The sequence below is a fragment of the Micromonospora thermarum genome, assembly GCF_012034245.1.
GTDB classification, from domain to species: domain Bacteria; phylum Actinomycetota; class Actinomycetes; order Mycobacteriales; family Micromonosporaceae; genus Micromonospora; species Micromonospora thermarum.
In genome coordinates, this window is record NZ_JAATEO010000006.1 from 99,145 (window position 1) to 116,634 (window position 17,490).

15 protein-coding genes are annotated in these 17,490 nt (G+C 76.5%); all 15 read left to right on the forward strand.

What is annotated here, in order from left to right:
- Positions 1-6 precede the first annotated feature (6 nt).
- The 15 genes from HCJ94_RS07810 to HCJ94_RS07880 are packed head-to-tail and all read left to right on the forward strand — an operon-like array spanning position 7 to position 17,389.
- Complete coding sequence (locus tag HCJ94_RS07810; RefSeq protein WP_168000290.1) at positions 7-648, forward strand: hypothetical protein; 642 nt, start codon at positions 7-9, stop codon at positions 646-648.
- Positions 645-1,487, forward strand: coding sequence for a hypothetical protein (locus tag HCJ94_RS07815; protein ID WP_168000291.1), 843 nt, complete (start codon positions 645-647; stop codon positions 1,485-1,487). Before HCJ94_RS07810 ends, HCJ94_RS07815 begins: the two co-directional genes overlap by 4 nt.
- Positions 1,484-2,683, forward strand: a complete 1,200-nt coding sequence (locus HCJ94_RS07820; protein ID WP_168000292.1) for a Pvc16 family protein — start codon at positions 1,484-1,486, stop codon at positions 2,681-2,683. The genes HCJ94_RS07815 and HCJ94_RS07820 overlap by 4 nt, the downstream gene beginning before the upstream one ends.
- A complete protein-coding gene (locus HCJ94_RS31130) occupies positions 2,680-4,554 on the forward strand; it encodes an ATP-binding protein (RefSeq protein ID WP_168000293.1) in 1,875 nt (624 codons plus the stop codon). Before HCJ94_RS07820 ends, HCJ94_RS31130 begins: the two co-directional genes overlap by 4 nt.
- Positions 4,551-4,727: a hypothetical protein gene (locus tag HCJ94_RS07830; protein WP_168000294.1), complete on the forward strand. Its 177-nt coding sequence runs from the start codon at positions 4,551-4,553 to the stop codon at positions 4,725-4,727. The genes HCJ94_RS31130 and HCJ94_RS07830 overlap by 4 nt, the downstream gene beginning before the upstream one ends.
- Entirely contained in the window at positions 4,721-5,341 is a 621-nt protein-coding gene (locus HCJ94_RS07835; protein WP_168000295.1) for a hypothetical protein, read from the forward strand. The genes HCJ94_RS07830 and HCJ94_RS07835 overlap by 7 nt, the downstream gene beginning before the upstream one ends.
- Positions 5,338-5,601: a hypothetical protein gene (locus HCJ94_RS07840; RefSeq protein ID WP_168000296.1), complete on the forward strand. Its 264-nt coding sequence runs from the start codon at positions 5,338-5,340 to the stop codon at positions 5,599-5,601. The genes HCJ94_RS07835 and HCJ94_RS07840 overlap by 4 nt, the downstream gene beginning before the upstream one ends.
- Positions 5,594-6,688, forward strand: a complete 1,095-nt coding sequence (locus HCJ94_RS07845) for a phage late control D family protein (protein WP_168000297.1) — start codon at positions 5,594-5,596, stop codon at positions 6,686-6,688. Before HCJ94_RS07840 ends, HCJ94_RS07845 begins: the two co-directional genes overlap by 8 nt.
- Positions 6,685-7,167, forward strand: a complete 483-nt coding sequence (locus HCJ94_RS07850) for a phage baseplate assembly protein V (protein ID WP_168000298.1) — start codon at positions 6,685-6,687, stop codon at positions 7,165-7,167. Before HCJ94_RS07845 ends, HCJ94_RS07850 begins: the two co-directional genes overlap by 4 nt.
- Position 7,168: 1 nt before the next feature.
- Positions 7,169-7,498: a hypothetical protein gene (locus tag HCJ94_RS07855; RefSeq protein ID WP_205800880.1), complete on the forward strand. Its 330-nt coding sequence runs from the start codon at positions 7,169-7,171 to the stop codon at positions 7,496-7,498.
- Positions 7,495-7,869 (forward strand): hypothetical protein, encoded by a 375-nt coding sequence (locus HCJ94_RS07860; protein ID WP_168000299.1) that lies wholly within the window; start codon positions 7,495-7,497, stop codon positions 7,867-7,869. The genes HCJ94_RS07855 and HCJ94_RS07860 overlap by 4 nt, the downstream gene beginning before the upstream one ends.
- Complete coding sequence (locus HCJ94_RS07865; protein ID WP_168000300.1) at positions 7,866-10,367, forward strand: baseplate J/gp47 family protein; 2,502 nt, start codon at positions 7,866-7,868, stop codon at positions 10,365-10,367. The genes HCJ94_RS07860 and HCJ94_RS07865 overlap by 4 nt, the downstream gene beginning before the upstream one ends.
- Complete coding sequence (locus HCJ94_RS07870; protein ID WP_168000301.1) at positions 10,364-12,769, forward strand: baseplate J/gp47 family protein; 2,406 nt, start codon at positions 10,364-10,366, stop codon at positions 12,767-12,769. The genes HCJ94_RS07865 and HCJ94_RS07870 overlap by 4 nt, the downstream gene beginning before the upstream one ends.
- Positions 12,766-14,829, forward strand: coding sequence for a phage tail protein (locus HCJ94_RS07875; RefSeq protein ID WP_168000302.1), 2,064 nt, complete (start codon positions 12,766-12,768; stop codon positions 14,827-14,829). Before HCJ94_RS07870 ends, HCJ94_RS07875 begins: the two co-directional genes overlap by 4 nt.
- Before the next feature lies 1 nt (position 14,830).
- Entirely contained in the window at positions 14,831-17,389 is a 2,559-nt protein-coding gene (locus HCJ94_RS07880) for a DUF6519 domain-containing protein (RefSeq protein ID WP_168000303.1), read from the forward strand.
- The last annotated feature ends 101 nt before the right edge of the window (positions 17,390-17,490 follow it).

Genomic DNA, 17,490 nt, shown 5'->3' on the forward strand with positions numbered 1-17,490 from the left:
CCGGTCATGTCGGCGGCACCCGGTCTGGCGCGGCTGGTCGCCGCGCTCGACGACGGCGACGGTCTCCTCGCGCAGGCCGTCGCCGTGCTGCGCGCCGCCGCACCCGAGCCCGACCCGGCGTACCTGCCGACCGGCACCGCCGACCGGCAGCTGCTCACGGTGCACGAGCGGGCGGTGGGTCGTCCCCTCGAACTCACCGTCGCCTGCCCGGCCTGCGGTGCGCTGACCACCCTGCAGCTCGGCCGGGCCGACGTCGGCGAGCACCACCCGCGCAGCGCGTGGTGCTCGCCCGGGGTCGGCGTCCGCGAGCCCAGCTACGCGGACCTGCTCGCCGCCGCGGGCGACCCGCACCGACTGCTCGCGCTGTGCCGGGTCGGCGAGGGCGCCACGCTCGACGACCTGGCCCGCGTCGAGGGGTCGCTGTGCGGGCCGCTGCGTTCGTCGTGCTGCGACTGCGGTGGGCCGCTGGAGGTGGACGTCGACGTGGTCGCCCTGGTGCTGCGGGCGCTCAGCGGCCTACGGGTCGACATCGACCGGGAGGTGCACCTGCTCGCCTCCCGGTACGGCTGGGACCTCGCGGTGATCGAATCGCTGCCGGACGAGCGCCGTCGCCGACTGGCCGCCCTGGTCGCGGAGACGACGCCGTGAGCGTGCCGCCGGCCGTCGCGCGGCTGGTCGCCCGCGCCACCCGGCCCCCGGTCACCGCCGACTCGCCGCTCGCCGCCCACCTGCACGACCCCGGGACGGCACTCCCGACCGTGGCCGTACCGCCGGTCCCCCACCCGTCCCGCGCGGCGCCGCCGGTCCCCCACCCGTCCCGCGACATCCCGCCGGCCCCGAACGATCACCACCCGGTCGAGTCGCCGAACGGCCACCACCCGGCGGGAACGCCGTCGCCCGGCCGGCCCGCCGTGCCGCGCCCGGGCACGCCGGCCCCGACCCCACCCCTGTCGTCCCCGGCACGACGGTCTCCGCCGGCCGCCCAGGTCGGGCTGCCGTCTCCGGGCGCGACCGCCTGGACAGCCGCCGATCCCGTCGGCGAGCCGCCGACCGCGCCGGTGTCGGTCGTCGGTGCCACCGTCGCGGACGCCGAGGGGTTCCCGGCCGCGCCGCCCACCGGCGCGCCCGCCCGACCCGTTGTCGCCGGCTGGCCGTACCAACCGGAGGGCGGCGCCGCGCCGGCGCCGCCGAGTGCCGGGCCCGCCGCGTCGACCCGCACGCCCGACGTCGCGGCGGCGCCGACCGACCCCACCACCCCCACGCCCGTCCCGGCGGCACCCAGGCCGGGCACGCCGGCGTCGGACCGCGCGACGCCGCCGGTCGACGCCCCGGCGCCGCGCGAGACGGCGAAACCCGCCCCCGTGCCACCGGTACAGATCGGACGCATCGAGATCCAGGTCGCCCCGCCGCCCGCCGAGATCGACCCGTTCAGCGGCTGCCGCGCGCTCGAAGGGGGCGTCACCGCCCGGCGAGGGGGTGGCTGGTGAGCCTGTTCAGCCCCGGCCCGCCCGTGCTGGCCGGCGTGGACGAGGTGCTCCGTGTGCTGACCACCGAGGCACTGAAGGGACTGGCCACGCCGGTCGGGGTCAGCGTCGGGCCGCTCGACCGCCCCGTCGACGGACCCCGGCTCAACTGGTTCCTCTACCGGATCGAGCCGGCGCCCGCGTACGCCAACATGGAGTCGCCGCAGCACGGCTGGCGGACCCGGCGCGGCCGGCCGCCGCTCGCGCTCACGCTGCACTACCTGCTCACCGCCGACGCCGGTGAGCTGACCGAGAGCGGCACCGAGGACGACGTGGTGCACGCCGCCCTCTCCGCGCTCATGTCGGCGCTGCACGAGAACGGGATCTTCGGCGCGGACACCCCGGTCGCGACCGGTCCCGACCGCTCCGTCACCGACGTCGCGGCCGCGCTGGACGGCATGGTCGAACCCCTGCGGATCACCATCGAGCAGGTGCCGATGGAGACGATCACCGCGCTGTGGAACACCGGCTCGCACGCCCTGCGGCTGTCGATCGGCTACCAGGTCAGCCTGGTCACCGTGCCGGCGCTGACGGCGTACGCGCCGGGGCCGCCGGTGCGCGCCCGCCGGGTCGGCGTGGCGCCGTCGCCTGCGCCGGTCGTCGACGACGTCCGGCCGGCAGTGGCCTGGTTCGACCAGGCTCTGACCATACGGGCGCACGGCGTGACCGACCTGCGCCAGGTGACGTTGGGCCGGTTACCCGGCGATCCGGACGACCCCACCGACGGGCGTCCCGACCCGGCCACCACGCACAGCACCGGGCCGTGGCGGCTCACCGCCGGCCCGGCACCGGGCGGCCTCACCGTGCACCTGCCCAACGGTGAACTCGTCCCGGGTACCCGGCCCCTCACGGTCACCAACCTCGCCGACGGGCTGGCGGCCGGCAGCGGGCACGCGACGGTGACGGTGGTGCCGGTCGTCGTGTCCGCCGCCGCGCCGCTGGCCTCCGGCGACATGGCGACGCTGACGGTGCGGCACGTCACCGACGGCGGTCAGGCGTTCTTCGCCGGGCGGGCGGTGCCGTACACCGCACTGTCGGCGACCTCGATCCAGGTCGTCGTGCCCGCCCTGCCGCCCGACTCCCTCGGCGCGACGGTCCCGGTGAGCCTGCGGTGCGGCACGGTCGCCGGGCCGGCGACGGACCTGGCGGTGGCACCGTGAGCATCGCGACGGTCGAGGCGCCCGCCCGGGGGACTCCCTCGGCGCTGACCGATCCGCGCCTGCTCGCCTGGCGGCACCTCTTCGTCTCCGGCGCCGCCGACGTGCTGCGCCGCTACCGCGCGGCGTGGGCCGACCCGACGCTGGACGACGCGGCCCGCGCGGTCGCCGCCGTCGGTGTCGTCGACCCGCACCCCCGCGTCGCGCTACTGCCGCTGCCGACCGAGGGCGAGTTCGCCGAGCTGGTCCGGGTCACCGGCATCGACGCCGCCGCCGAGGCGGTACTCGCGGTGGCCTGGTGGGCGGCGGTCGAGCCGCAGGTGGCGATCGTCTGCGGCTGCGTGCACGACGACGCCGGCCGCCGCTGGCCGAGCCTCGGCCTGCTCGCGCACGTCTTCGCCGGTGTGGGCGTGACCGTACCGCTGACCGTGGGCGCCACCCACCCGCTGGTCCGCCGCGGGCTGCTGGACGTCGTGGTCGACCCCGACGCCCCGATCCGGCTGCCCACCACCACCGTCGCCGCGATCGCCGGCCAGCGCCCCGCACCACCCGCCCCGGGCGCGGTCGCGCCGCGGGTGGCGGCCGCCGCGACGCGGGTCGCCGCGCTGCTCGACGCGGGCGTCCCGGTGCTGGTCCGCTGCGAGGTGCCCGACGACCGTGCGCCGGTGCGTGACGCCGTGGCAGCGCAGCTCGGCATCGCACCGGCTCCCGGGGTACGGCCGCCGGCGGTCGCCCGGCTGCTGCTGCACCTCCGGCACGAGCTGCCCGCGGTCCTCCTCGAGCCGGGCGACGCGCCGCCGGACGGGACGGTTCTCGCGCTGGGCGGCGCGGACGAGCCGGGTCCGCCGGGGTGGCACCTCGTCGAGCTGGCCGCGCCGCCGCTGGCCGTAGCCGAACAGGTCTGGCGGCGCGCGCTGCGGCAGGCCGGCGTCGCCGTGAACCCGGACGAGCTGGCCGACCTGGTCGGACGGCTGCCGCTGGCCGAGCCGACGATCGCCGCCGTGGTGGGGCGCGCCCGCGTGGCGGCGGCCGTGGACGGCCGGACCGCGACGGCCCGGGACGTGAGCGCCGCGCTGCGGTCCCAGCCCCGCCACGACCCGGGCGGGCTCGCCCGCCGGCTGCCGCCGACGACCACGCTCGACGACCTCGTCCTCCCCCCGGCGACCCTCGCCGCGGTGCGGGACGTGGTCGCGCACGCCCGCCACTCCCCCGCCGCGCACGACCGGCTGAGGCTGACCGGCCGGCGCGGCCGGGCCGTCATCGCGCTGTTCCACGGACCGTCCGGCACCGGCAAGACCGCCGCCGCCGAGGCGGTCGCCGCGGCGATCGACCGCGACCTGTGGACCGTCGACCTGGCCCGGGTGGTGACGAAGTGGCTGGGAGAGACCCAACGCAATCTCGACACCGTGCTGCGCGACGCGGCGGCGGCCGGCGCGGTGCTGCTCTTCGACGAGGCGGACGGGCTGTTCGGCAAGCGGGGCGACGTCACCGACGCCCGGGACCGCTACGCCAACCTGGAGATCGACCACCTGTTGCAGCGCATCGAGGTGCACGCCGGCGTGGTCGTGCTGACCAGCAACCGCCCGTCCGCGCTGGACGAGGCGTTCGCCCGTCGGATCCGGCTCGCCGTCCGGTTCGACCTGCCCGACCACGGCGAGCGGGAACGGATCTGGCGCCGCCACCTGCCCCACGTCGACACCGCGGCGGTCGCCCGCGAGGAGCTGTCCGGGGCCACCATCCGGGCCGCCGCGCTGGCCGCCACGGTCAGCGCCATCGCCGCGGGCACGGACGTGCGAGCCGAGCACCTGCACGCCGCCGTCCGCCGCGAACTGGAGAAGAGCCGCCGTCCACCCACCGCCCGGAGGCCCCGGTGACCGACATCCACGTGAACGTCGACCAGCCGCCCGAACCGGGTCTGCTGCGCGCCGCCATCGAGGCCGCGTTGGCCGGCCGGGCCTGGCCGGACGGGCCGGAGGCGGCCGTCGCGCGAGCCGTCGCCGACCACGTCACGGGCACCGACCACGGACCCAGGAGCAGGCCATGTTGATGCGCGGGATGCTGCTGTCCTTCTCCGACCCGGTGGCGGGCATGGTGCCGAGCCTGGTGCCGTTTCAGTACAACCCGGCCGAGGTGACCCGGGTGCTGCGGGTGCAGTCCGGCACGTCCGGGGGGTCGGGGCTCCGGGTGGGCGGACCGCCGGTGGAGTCGTACACGTTGAAGATCGAGCTCGACGCGCTGGACGCGATCGACAAGCCGATCACCGGGTCGCTCGGCATCGGACCGCTGCTGGCGACCATCGAAGGGCTGCTCGAGCCGGGCGGCGGCGGGTTGGCCGCGCTGGTCGGAGCGATCAGCGGCGCACTCGGCGGCGGCGGTGGCGCCGCGCCGGTGCCCGCGCCGTCGCTGCCGCTGGTGGTACTCGCCTGGAGCCTGGAGCGGATCGTCCCGGTCCGGGTGGACAGCTGCACCATCCACGAGACCGGCTTCGACGCGTTGTTGCAGCCCGTGCAGGCCACCGTGGACCTGTCGCTGACCGTGCTGCGCAGCCGGGACCTCAGCCCGGACCTGAAGCTGGCGAACGTGCTGGCGACGGCCTACCAGGCGGTACGCACCGCCAGTGCCACCGTCGGCATCGCGCAGGGCGTGGAGTTGATGCTGTGACCGGCCGGTACGCGGACCAGCCGCAGCTGGACGTGGCGCAGGACGACGGCACGACGCGGCCGATGTCGACGCCGCGGATCAGCGTCGCGCCGAGGACCGACGTGGTGTACCCCGTCCGCGCCGGCGACCGGCTCGATCTGCTCGCGGCGGCGGCGTTGAACGACAGCACCCGGTGGTGGGTGATCGCCGACGCCAACCCGGCCGCCGACGCGCTCACCCTGGAGGAGCCGGGGACGATGCTGGCGGTGCCCGATGCCTGAGACGCGCACCGTGATCACGGTCGACGGGACGCCGCTGACCGCGCACCAGCTGGAGCTGGTGCAGAGCGTCAGTGTCGAGGAGTCGCTCGGCAGCCCGGACAAGGCCAGCGTCACCGTCGCGATGGACACCGACAACAGCAGCGCGTGGAACAGTTCGCTGGACGCGCTGGTCGCGCCGGTCACCCCGTTCACCGTGCGGGTGAGCCGGGGCGGGACCAGCTACGAGATCGACGCGCGCAGCGTGAGCGCGAACTGGAACTTCGCTCCCGGCGGCCTGTCCACGTTGACCGTGGAGGGGATGGACCGCAGCGTCGAGATGGACCGCCGCGACGTGCAGCGGCTGTGGCAGGACACCACCGACTCGACGATCGCGCAGACGCTGTTCACGCAGTACGGTCTGGCCGCGCAGGTCGAGTCGACCCCGGCCGGGACGGACTCGGCCACCTACTCGCCGCAGCAGAGCGCCACCGACTGGGCCTTCCTGCGGGGCCTGGCCGGGCGCAACGGGTTCGACCTGCACGTCGAGTCGATCGGCGGGGTGGTCACCGGGGTGTTCAAGCGGATCGACCCGACGGCGGCGGCGCAGACCACGATCCGGCTGGGCTACGGCGAACTCGGCGGCCGGGCCACCGCGTCGGTGCAGCTGCTCGCCGGCCAGGAGGTGCACCTGACCCGGACCGTCCCGGGCACCACCGACACCGACGTGGCCAGCGACCCGGGCACCGGGCACGCGATGGGCCCGCGGTCGCTCGGCGGGGCCACCCTGATCCGTACCCACGCCGCGGCCGGCATCAGTGTGCTGGACGCCCGGACGACCGCCACGGCGATGGCCGAGCGCAGCGCGTTCGGCGCGTCGCTGTCCACCACGCTGACCGCCCCCGACATGCCGCTGGTCCGCGCCCGCCGCACCATCACGGTCGCCGGGCTCGGCCCGACGCTGGACGGGCTGTGGCTGGTGAAGTCGGTGCGGCACACGATCACCGCCGGCGGGCACAGCCAGGCGCTGGGCCTGATCCGCAACGCCCTGGGCAGCGGCCCGGCAGGTGCCGGCGGGCTGGCCGCCCTCGCCGCGGGGGTGGCGCTGTGAGCGCCGGCCACGTCGGGCTGTTCCCCGGCACGGTGCACGACAACGACGACCCGGAGAAGAAGTGCCGGATCAAGGTGAACGTCCCGGAGCTGCTCGACGGCCCGACCGGATGGTGCCTGCCCGCGCTGCCGTACGCGGGGGATGGGTGCGGCTTCGCGTTGGTCCCCCCGGTCGGCGCGGCCGTGCTGGTGCAGTGGCCGCGCGGCGACCTCTCCGCGCAACCGGTCTGGTCGGGTGCGAACTGGAGCGCCGGACAGGCGGTGGAGGGTGCCGGGCCGAACACGGTCGTCCTGCTCACCCCGGGCGGGCACCGGCTCGAACTGTCCGACGAGGAGGGCGCGCTGACCGTCACCTGCTCGGCGGGCCCGGTCATCACGCTCGATGACGACGGCGTGCGGATCGACAACGGGTCCGGCGCGACCATTGTCATGCAGAACGGGCAGGTCGACATCAACGACGGCGCCCTGGTGGTGAAGTGACGTGCCCGGCTACCTGCTCACCACCGCCACCGTGGCGACCTGCCCGCACGGCGGGTCGGCGAGCTTCACGGCGAGCCAGGACCGGGTGCTGGCCGACGGTGCCCCGGTGCTCGTGGTCTCCGACAGCACGACGATCGCCGGCTGCCCGTTCATGGTCGGCACCGTCGCCAGCCCGTGCACGACCGTGCGGTGGCAGTCGCCGGCCATCCGGGTCACGGCCGGCGACCCGGTGCTGCTCGACACCAGCGTGGGGCTGTGCCTGAGCGCGGCGTCCGCGCCGCAGGGAACGCTCCAGATCAGGTCGAACCAGTCGAAGGTGGAGGGCACGTGAAGCGTTTCGCCGCCCAACCCTGGGCCGTCGGCGCCGGACGCCGGCTGGCCACCCGGTCCGCGCTGGAGCACCTGGACGACCTCGTCCGCCTGGTCCTGCTCACCGGGCCGAACGAGCGGCTGCACCGGCCGGGATTCGGCGCCGGGCTGGGCCCGTCGACGCTGTTCCAGCCGCTCTCCCCGGACCTGGCCGGCACCGTGCGGGCCCGGGCCCGGGGCAGCCTCACGGACGCGCTCGGCGACCGCCTCGACGTCGTGGACGTGACCGTGACCGTCGCTGACTCGACGGTGTCCGCGCAGGTGGTCTACCGCCCCCGGCCGGCGGGCGAGACCCGGACGGTCACCCTCACCCTGCCGGCGGCGGCGCTATGACCACGTTCGACGCCTACACCGAGCCGGTGCAGCCGCAGGCCAGTCCGCTGCGCCGGCCGGAGGCGCTGTTCGCCGGGGGCAGCGTCATCGGGCTGCGCGCGGCCAGCGCGACCGGCTCGGGAACCACCCGCACCGTCTCGGTCTGGCTCTACGACGACCCGCCGGCCGGGCTGACCGCCGCCGAGCTGTGGACGTTCCAGGGCCGCCCGGCGGTCACCGTCACCGGGCCGGGGACGGTCGTCGCGGCGACCACCGACCCGGACGGGAACCCGGTCCCCGCGCACCTCGACCTGCCCGTGCAGGCGGTGGGCGCGGCGCTGCCCGGACGCGCCCCGTACCGGCTGGGCGTCGACCCGGCGGGCCTGGCCGGGCTCGGGCTCCAGGTCGACCCGCTGCGCCGGCACGTGCCGGTACGGCTCCGCCCGGAGTGTGGCGACGTGCCGGACTGCGTGCGGATCCCGGAGCAGCCCGCCCCGCTCACCCCGCCCGACTACGACACCCTGGCCCGCGACTACGCCGGGCTGCGGGCGATGCTCCTGGAACGGCTGGACGTCCTCGCGCCGAACTCCGACCACTCTCCCGCCGACGTCACGGTCACCCTGCTCGAACTCATGGCGCACCTCGGCGACCTGCTGCACTACCGCCTGGACCGGATCGCCACCGAGACCTGGCTCGGCACCGCCCGCCGCCGCGCCAGCGTCACCCGGCACGCCCGCCTGGTCGACCACCCGGTGCCGCCCGCGATCAGCGCCGCCACGTTCGTGCAGGTGCGGCGGGCCCACCCGAACGCCGGACCGACCGACAGCAGCTTCGTCGTGCAGCCGGGAGACACCGCGACCGACGCAGTCGGCGACCCGGACCGGTCGCCCGACGCCGCGCACTTCACGGTGGAGACCGACGCGCCGGTCACCGTCTTCGCCTCGCACGCCGAGGTGCCGCTCTACGACTGGACCGAGGCGGACGCGGTGCTGACCGCCGGCGCGACCAGCGCGGTGCTGGTCCGCCCCCGCCCGGCCGACGGCGCACCGCTGGCGACCTGGCTGCCGGTGGGCTCGCTGCTCGCCTTCGAGGTGGTCGCCCCCGGGCCGGCCGGCGCGCAGCAGGACTGGGCGCGGCGGGTCACCAACTGGCCGCCGGACGACGGCGGCGGCGAGCAGATCCGCCTCCCCCTCGCCTCGTACCCGGCGCAGGTGGTCCGGGTGACCCACGCGGTCGAGATGACCGACCCGCTCTCCCCCGGGCTGCCGCTGGTGCGGGTGTTCTGGGACGCCGCCGACGCGCTGACCCGGCCGGTGCCGGTCAGCGTGGACCACTCCGGCGGCACCCCCCGCGTCGGCGTGGCCCGGCTCGGCGTCCTGCCCGCCCACCACGGTCTGCTGGTCGACGGTCCGGCGGCGATCGCGCCGCTCGACCCGCTCACCGGCGGCCGACCCGACCCGGCCCGGGAGCAGGTCGCCGACTACCTGCTCGTCCGCGCCGCGACGGCGGGACTGTCCTGCGCGCCCGGCGGCCGGCCGTGGCGGCTGGCCACCCGGGTCGCGCTGCCCAGCGGCGTCACCGTCGGGGCGACCCGCGTGACGAGCCTGCTGCGAGCGACGGCGGAGGGGTTCAGCGTCGTGGTCGACCACGACGACGACCACCCGCCCCGGTTGCGGTTCCGCACCGGCGTGCTGGGCGTGGTGCCGCCGGCCCGGTCGACGGTGACCGTGCGCTACGAGGTCGGCGCCGGCCCGGGCGGGCTGATCGCGGCGAACACGTTGACGCGGCTGGTGCGGACCACCTCACCGGCCGGGCAGCCGTGCGTCTGGGCGGAGGCCGACGCGAGGGTCACCGCGCGCAACCTCACGCCGGGGGTGGGTGGCACCGCCGCCGTACCGCTCGACGACGTACGCCGGGACGCTCCGCAGGCGTACGCGGCGGTGCCCCGGCGGGCGGTGCTGGTGAGCGACCTGCCGCCGTTCGCGACGCAGATCCCTGGAGTGGCCCGGGCCGCGGCGCGCCGGTCGTGGTCGGGGTCCTGGCCGGTCGGCCTGGTGGCCGTGGAGGCGGGGACCGACCTGGACGACCCGTCGGTCCACGCGGCGGTGGCCGAGGTGATGGACGCGGTGCGGATGGTCGGTACCGAGGTGGTCACCCTGCCGGCGACCCCGGTGGGCCTGCTCGTCGCGGTGACGGTGTGCCTGACCCCGGGGACCGATCCCGCGCTGGCCCGGCTACGGATCCTGGCGGCGCTGCGGCCGGGCCGGCCGGGGGCGGTCTTCTCGCCCGCCGCTCACCCGCTCGGCACCTCGGTGTACGTGTCGACGGTCGTCGCGGCCGTCGCCGGGGTGCCCGGAGTGGACGCGGTGCGGGTGACGGAGGCGCGCCGGCTGTCCGAGCCGGCCGGGACGTACCACGAGGTGCTGGTGGTCGGGCCGGACGAGATCGCGGTCTGCGACGACGACGCCGCCGCGCCGGACCGGGGCCGGATCGAGCTGACCGTGGAGGGTGGCCGATGAGCGCCCCGGAGCCCCGTGAGCTGACGCCCCGGCCCGACCCGCCGCCGGGGCTGCCCCGGCTGCGCCGCCGGCTCGCCGACCGGTACGACTTCCGCGACGGGCTGCTCGCCGGGATCGCCGGGGTGACCGGGCCGGGCGGGGCGGGACCGCTGGGCGCGCGGCTGGACGTGGCGGGCGACCCGGCGGTCGTCACCGCCGCCGAGCTGTGGTCGCGGGTGGCCGACTCGGTCGCCGCGTACACCGAACTCACCGCCGGCGAGCGGTACCTGGGCACCGCGCAGGACTGGACAGACCTGCGCCGGACCATCGACCTGCTCGGCCACCGGCCGACGCAGCGGGCCGCGGCGCGCGGCTGGATCCGCTGCACGACGGACACCGGGGCCAGTCCGCTCGTCCCGGCCGGCACCCGGGTGCAGGCGCCGGGCACGCCCACCCGGGCCGCGCAGACCTTCGAGGTGGTCACCGACACGCAGCTGCGCGCCGACTGGGCCGACCTCACCGTCACCGCCGTGCCGGCTCCGCAGCCGCCACCGGGCCGCGCGCTGCGGCTGCTCACCGATCCCGGCTTCGGGGCCGGGGACCGGGTGGCGCTGGTCGCCGAGAAACCCTCGGGGTACGTGCCGATGCCGTCGACCTGGTGGGGCTGGCTCGGCTGGATGTCGATCGTCTACACCCTGTTCGCCAGCAACCTGACGCTGCGCGCCGTGGTGACGGTGACGAAGAAGTCCGACGACCTGGGCGCCTTCCTGGTCACCACCGACCGGGAGCTCGCCGGGCTGCTGGCCCCGGCCAGCGGCACCACCTACGCCGCCTACCGGGTACGCGCGAAACTGTCGCTGGCGCACCGGCTCAGCAAGCTGTCCTACGTGAACTCCTCCGGCGCCGCCGCCACGGCCGCCGTCAGCTACCCGGGCGAGGCCGCGGCGGTCGGCTCCGGCCACCTGCTGGTGACCGACGCGAGCGCGGCGAGCCCGGGTATGAACATCCTCGTCTCGAACGCGTACGGCGCGTTCGTCACGACGGTCAAGTCGGTCAGCGGCGTGGACTGGTCGGTCGCCCCGGGGACGAAGCACCACGTCGGCCGGATCGAGCTGACCGACCCGCTGCCGCCGGCCCAGCGGGACGACGACATCGAGATCCTGCTCGTCGACCACCGGGTAGTCGCCCAGCACCACGAGCTGCCGCCGCTGGCCCCCGGCGGAACCCGGCTGCGGGTGCACCCCCGCCCCGCCGAGGCGCCCACCCGGATCGCCGTGCAGACCACCACCGGCTGGGAGCTGGCGGACTGCTCACGGGACGCCGGCGACACCACCGACGACGTAGGGGGCATGCTGCTCGTCCTCGGCTCCGGGCTCACCGGGACGGCCGCGAAGGCCCCGGCGACCGCCAACCTCGTCCCCGTCCGGCACGGCGAGACGCGCCGCGGACCGCTGACGGTGGCCGACGGCGGCACCGTCGTCCCCGGCCCGGTCACCGCCGACGTCGACCAGTCGGGCCGGGTCACCGACAGTCTCACCCTCCGGGTCGGCGGGGTGGCCTTCGACGAGGTCGACAGCCTGTACGGGCGGGACCCGACCGCACCGGTGTTCACCACCCGACTCGCCGCCGACGGCCGCCTCGTGGTCCGCTTCGGCGCCGAGGCGGTACGCGGCGAGGTCACCGCGACCTGGCGGATCGGCGGCGGCCTGGTCGGTGAGCTGGACGCGACGCAGATCGACACGTTGCTCGGCAGCGTGCGGGGCGTCCGCAAGATCGCCGGAGTGGGCCGTACCACCGGCGCCGCGGACCAGGAGGACTCGCTGCGGATGCGGCGGGCCGCCGCGGCCCGGGTCCGCGCGCTGGACCGCGCGGTGTCGCTGGACGATCTGGCCGACCTGGCGCTCGGCGTGCCAGGGACGAGCCACAGCGTGGCGTGGCGGGGCGCGGGCCCGGTGGGCTGCCCCTGCGGCGGCAGCGGCCCGCATGTGGCGTCGCTCCGGTTCGGCGACACGGGGGTACGCGCACCGCTCCCCGCCGAGCTGGCCTCGCTCGCCGGCTACCTGGACGCCCGGCGGGACACCTCGGTGGGCCTGTGCGTGTGCGCGGGCGTGCCGAGCGCGCTGACCGCCACGCTGACGGTGACCGCCGACCCGCGCCGGGACCCGGTGACGGTACGGGAGGCGGTCGGCGCGGCGCTGCTCGACCCGGCCGGCCCACTCGCGCCCCGACCGCGCGACCTCGGCGTGCCGGTCGACGCGAGCGACGTGCTGGCCGTGGCGCAGGCGGTCACCGGGGTCGTCGGCGTGGTCGCGCTGTCGGTCAGCTCGGGCGTCCGCGCGCCGTCCGCCGCCGAGGCCGCGATCGGCCGGACGCCGGCCGAACGGTACGAACTGCTGAGCGTGACGGCGGTGACGGTCCAATGAGCGAACGCTTCCTGCGTATGGTGCCGCCGGCCCTGCTGAACGCCGGGCCGGCCGGCGCCGACACACCGCCGCTGCTCGCGCTGCTGGTGGCGCTGGAGGAACAGTGGCTGCTGCTCGCGGCGGACGTCGACCGGGTGCTCGACGACGCCTTCCCGGACAGCGCCGCGGACTGGGCGCTGCCGTACCTGGGCGCGCTGCTGGGGCTGCCGCCCGACGCCGACCGGCGCGAGATCGCGTACGCGACCGCGCTGCGCCGGCGCAAGGGGACCCCGGCCGCCCTGGAGGACTTCGCCGAGGTCGTCACGGGCTGGTCGGCACGGGTACGCGAGGGCTGGGCGGCGACGGTGTGGTGCCAGCAGCTGCGGCACCCGGTCCGGCGTACCGCCTCGCTGGACCTGCGCAACGGCGAGCACCTGCTGGCGGGCACCGGGCTCGACCCCGCGCGGCGGTCGGTCACGCCGGGCGGGTCGTACCACCCGGCGGCGGCGACCGTGCAGGTGTTCCCGTGGCAGGTGCTGGGCTACGAACAGGTCCAGGTGGCGCCACTGGGGGGCGGCCGGTTCGCGCTGCACCCGCTCGGCGGGAGTGCACCGCTGTACCTGCGGCCGCGACCGCTGGAGATCGCCAGCGACGCCGAGGACGAGCGACCACCCGGCGAGCCGCCCGTGCCGCGCCGTCCGCGCACGCCGGGCGAGCTTCCGGTACGGGCCACGTGGCGGCTGATCGACGCGCTCGGCGACGTGAGCTACGGGCCGGTGTGGACGCTTGCGGCCGACCATCCCCTCACCGGCGACGGGCCGGCGCTGCTGGAGTTGACCGTGGACGGCGCGCCGCTGCCCTGGGCGAAGATCGGGCTGACCGCCCTGCCGCCCGCCGGGTCCCCCGCCGCCCCGGCGGGGACGGTGCTGGTCGACCCGTACCGGGGGGTGGTGAAGCCGGCCGGGGACGTGACGGGCACGCTCCGCGCCACCTTCTACCGGGCCGTCCCGGGCCGGCTCGGCGCGGTGGCGAGCACCGCCGAGACCCGCGACGACGCGGGCGTGGTGATCGTGGTCGATCCGGCGTCGGGCCCGCACCCGGCCGGGCAGATCGTCGTGCCCACCCTGACCGCGGCGTTCGCCGCCGCCACCGCGGCGACCAGCAGTCCCAGCGAGCCGGACGCCCCGCAGGTGGAGATCCGCCTGCTCACCAGCGACCGACTCGCCGCGCCGGCCGCGCCGGTGACCGGCGCCCCGACGCTGACCCGGTGGCGGGTCGTCGCCCCGACCGGCTGCACCCCGGTGGTCACCGGGGACCTGTCCCTGCAGCTGACCGACGTGCAGATCGAACTCTCCGGGTTTCTCCTCGCGGGCGCGCTGCGGATCGGCGCGCAGCTCGCCGGCGTCGACCTGATCGGGATGACCGGCGACCCGACGTCCGGGCACGGGATCGACGTGGATCCGACCGCGTGGACGGTCCGGCTGACCGCGACGCGCTGCCTGCTCGGCCCGATCCGCGCCGACCTGTCCGCGTACCCGGTCCAGCTGACCGACTGCGTCGTCGACGGGCGGGGCGCGGCGCTGATGCCGTGCGGCGGCGATCCGGGCGGCGACCCGACCCGCGCCGCGGTCGCCGCCGCCGACCGGTTCCCACCCGACCTCGTGGCAACCGGGGTCACCTTCGTCGGGCCGGTCGGGGCCGACGAGGTGTGGGTGACCGACTGCCTGTTCACCGGCGGGCTGCGCACCACCGTCACGTCCACCGGCTGCGTGCGCTACTGCCACCTGGGCGAGCACGACTCGCCGCAGGCTCACCCGCCCGCGTACCACTGCCTGACCGGGCCGTTGCCGCGCTTCGGCGGGATCGGCTTCGACTCGGCCGGCTACTACGCGCCCGTGGTCGACGCCCCGTCGGCCCGCCCGACGCCGGCACTGCTCACCGGCGCGAGCGACGGCGGCGAGATCGGCGCCTACCACCACGCCCGTCGCGGGCCAGTGGCCGTCCGGCTGGCGCAGCGCCTGCCCGAGATGACCCCGTTGACCGTGCATCCGCACCTGAGCGTCGCGCACCCGGAGGAATGACATGACCGGAGACGTCACCAGCGTCCCGTTGCGCGCCACCGACCGGTGGACCGCGGCGCTCATGCAGCAGGGCCGGGTGCTGCTCGACACCGACTGGAACCTGGTCGTCGGCGGCCCCGCCCGGGACGCCCGGCAGCTCGCCCACGACGCGATCGGCCCGGCCGGCGTGCCGGTCGGCAGCACCGCCTTCAAGGCGGAGTTCGTGGGCGGGGCGTTGACGGTCCGCGCCGGGACGATGTGGATCGGCGGGCTGCTCGCCCGCAACCCCACCGACCTGGCGTACGCGGCACAGCCGGAGATCGCCGCGCTGCCCGCGTCCGGCCTGGTGAACGTCTACCTCGACGCGTTCGTCGAGGAGGTGCAGGCGGCGGAGGACCCGAGCCTGCTCGACCCGGCCCTCGCCGGGGTGGACACCACCACCCGCACCCGGGTGGGCTGGCGGGTGCGGGTCGCCCCCACGACGTCCGCCACGTGCTCGGCCGCCGGCCTGCCCGCACCGGTGTCGACCGGGCGACTGGACGTCTCGCGGACCGCCGCGCCGGTGTCGCCGGACCCGTGCGCGCCCCCGGACGACCCGCGCAGCAAGCTGCCCGACGGGCTGCTGCGCATCGAGGTGCTCGACGCGGGCACGGAGAAGACGGCCCGGTTCGCCTGGTCGTACGCGAACGGCAGCGACGCGGTGGCGGCGAAGGTGGCCGGCACGGCGGTGGACCTCGCCCCGTCGCCCGCCGTGACGTTCGCCCCCGGCGACCTGGTCGAGGTGTCGACGCTGGGGCGGCGGGCCGACCGGCGCGACCACGGCGCGCTGTTCACCGTGGCGGCGGTGGCGCCGTCGGCCGGCGGCGACACGGTCACCCTCGGCACGGCCAGCCCGCTGGCCGGCGACCCGCCGGGCACCTGCCTGCGGCGCTGGGACGGGCAGGTCGTCGGCGCGGCAACCGCGGTCCCGCTGACCCTCGGCGGGGCCGACGTCGGCATCGCGTTCACCGCCCGCCCCGGCGCGTACCAGGTCGGCGACTGGTGGGGGGTGCGGGTACGCGGCAGCGCCGCGGACGCGGTGGAGACACTGACCAACGCCCCGCCCGACGGCGTCGTGCACACCGCCGCGCCGCTGGCCGTGGTGGACCTGACGAACAAGACGGTGCTCACCGACTGCCGGCCGACCTTCCCGCCGCTGACCGGCCTGCGCGGCGGGACCTGCACGGTGACCGCGTTCCCGGGTGACGACCTGCAGGCCGCCCTGGACGCGTTGCCCGCCACCGGCGGCGAGCTGTGCCTGGCCGCCGGCACGTTCCGGGTCGCCGCCCCGCTGACCGTCAAGGGCAAGCAGCGGGTGGTGATCACCGGGGTCGGACCGGCCACCGTGCTGGTCGGCGAGAAGCACGAGGCGGTGCTGGTCGCGACCCGCTGCCCGGACATCGAGGTCACCCGCCTGCGGGTGGAGTCCGGCCGGGCCCCCGGCACCCCGCCCGGCGAGGAGCACCTGCTCGGCGCGTTGACGTTCCTGGGCTGCGACGGGGTGCGGGTGCGCGACTGCGAGGTGTGGTGCCCGGACTCGTCCGGACGGGCGCAGTCGGGCATCTACGCGGCGCCCGACCCGGAGGGCAGGCGTCCCGGCGTGGTGGAGGTGCGGGGCAACCGGTTGGAGATCGGCGACCACCAGGCGGGCGTCATCGTCGCGTCGGCGACCGAGAGCACGGTGGTGGACAACACCGTCGTGCTGTCGGCCGGCAAGGCGACCGTGGCGATGACCCGCCTGGTGGCCCGCGAGCTGGGCCGGTTCGTCGCCGGCCACCTGGCCGTCGACCCGGCGGCTGGCGGCGGCGCGGCGGTCAAGCTGGCCGACGAGCGCACGGTACGGATGGGCGGCCAGGCCGCGCTGCGCCGGGTGGCCGCCGACTGGGCGAAGGCCACCTCGGCCCGGCGGCTGACGTCCGCTGCCTCGCTGCACCAGGGGCTCGCGCGGTTCGTCACGGCCAGCGCCACCGAACCGCACCAGGCGGCGGTCGGCTCGGTCAGCGCCCGGTTCCTCGCGGCGGCGCTGAAGGACACCCGGGCGGTCGGGCAGGGCATCGTGGTGGCCGGCGACCGGGCGAACCTGGTCCGGGTCGAGGGCAACGAGGTGACCGGGGCGCTGCAGGGCGTCCACGTGGCGCTGCGGGCGGCCGGCGGGGGCCGGCGGGTGCTCGGCCAGGTGGTGATCGGCAACAACACGGTGTCCTGCGCGGTGCCGTTCTTCTGGGGCCGCCAGCGGCACGCCTTCTACGTGGGCAGCTTCAGCAGCCTGACCATGCTGGACAACCATGCCCGGTTGCAGCGTACGGGCGACCAGACCGACGGCACGCCGGTCGACGCGGTGCGGGTGACCGGCCAGCTCGGCGCGTTCCTGCAACTGCGCGGCCTCGACGCGTCCGGCCCGTTCCGGGCCGGCGTGGTGCTGCGCGACGAGGGGGCTGCCCAGCGGGTGTCGCTGCGCTACGTCAGTGACGTGCTCAACCCGCTGGGCGTCGGGGTGCACGTCGAGTCGGGCTCGTTCCTCATGGACCGTTGCATACCCTGACCAAGGGGGATATTCTCGGAGGTCCAGGCATGCGCCAACCCGCGGTAGGGGCAGCCGAGGCCTTGCGTCACGGATGAGGGGTTCGACACCCCGTATGGCTG

Excerpts from the sequence above, each read along its gene's own strand:
- HCJ94_RS07810 (WP_168000290.1), top strand. The coding sequence starts at position 7 with ATGTCGGCGGCACCCGGTCTGGCGCGGCTGGTCGCCGCGCTCGACGAC.
- HCJ94_RS07835 (WP_168000295.1), top strand. The coding sequence starts at position 4,721 with ATGTTGATGCGCGGGATGCTGCTGTCCTTCTCCGACCCGGTGGCGGGC.
- HCJ94_RS07845 (WP_168000297.1), top strand. The coding sequence starts at position 5,594 with ATGCCTGAGACGCGCACCGTGATCACGGTCGACGGGACGCCGCTGACC.
- HCJ94_RS07865 (WP_168000300.1), top strand. The coding sequence starts at position 7,866 with ATGACCACGTTCGACGCCTACACCGAGCCGGTGCAGCCGCAGGCCAGT.
- HCJ94_RS07870 (WP_168000301.1), top strand. The coding sequence starts at position 10,364 with ATGAGCGCCCCGGAGCCCCGTGAGCTGACGCCCCGGCCCGACCCGCCG.
- HCJ94_RS07875 (WP_168000302.1), top strand. The coding sequence starts at position 12,766 with ATGAGCGAACGCTTCCTGCGTATGGTGCCGCCGGCCCTGCTGAACGCC.
- HCJ94_RS07880 (WP_168000303.1), top strand. The coding sequence starts at position 14,831 with ATGACCGGAGACGTCACCAGCGTCCCGTTGCGCGCCACCGACCGGTGG.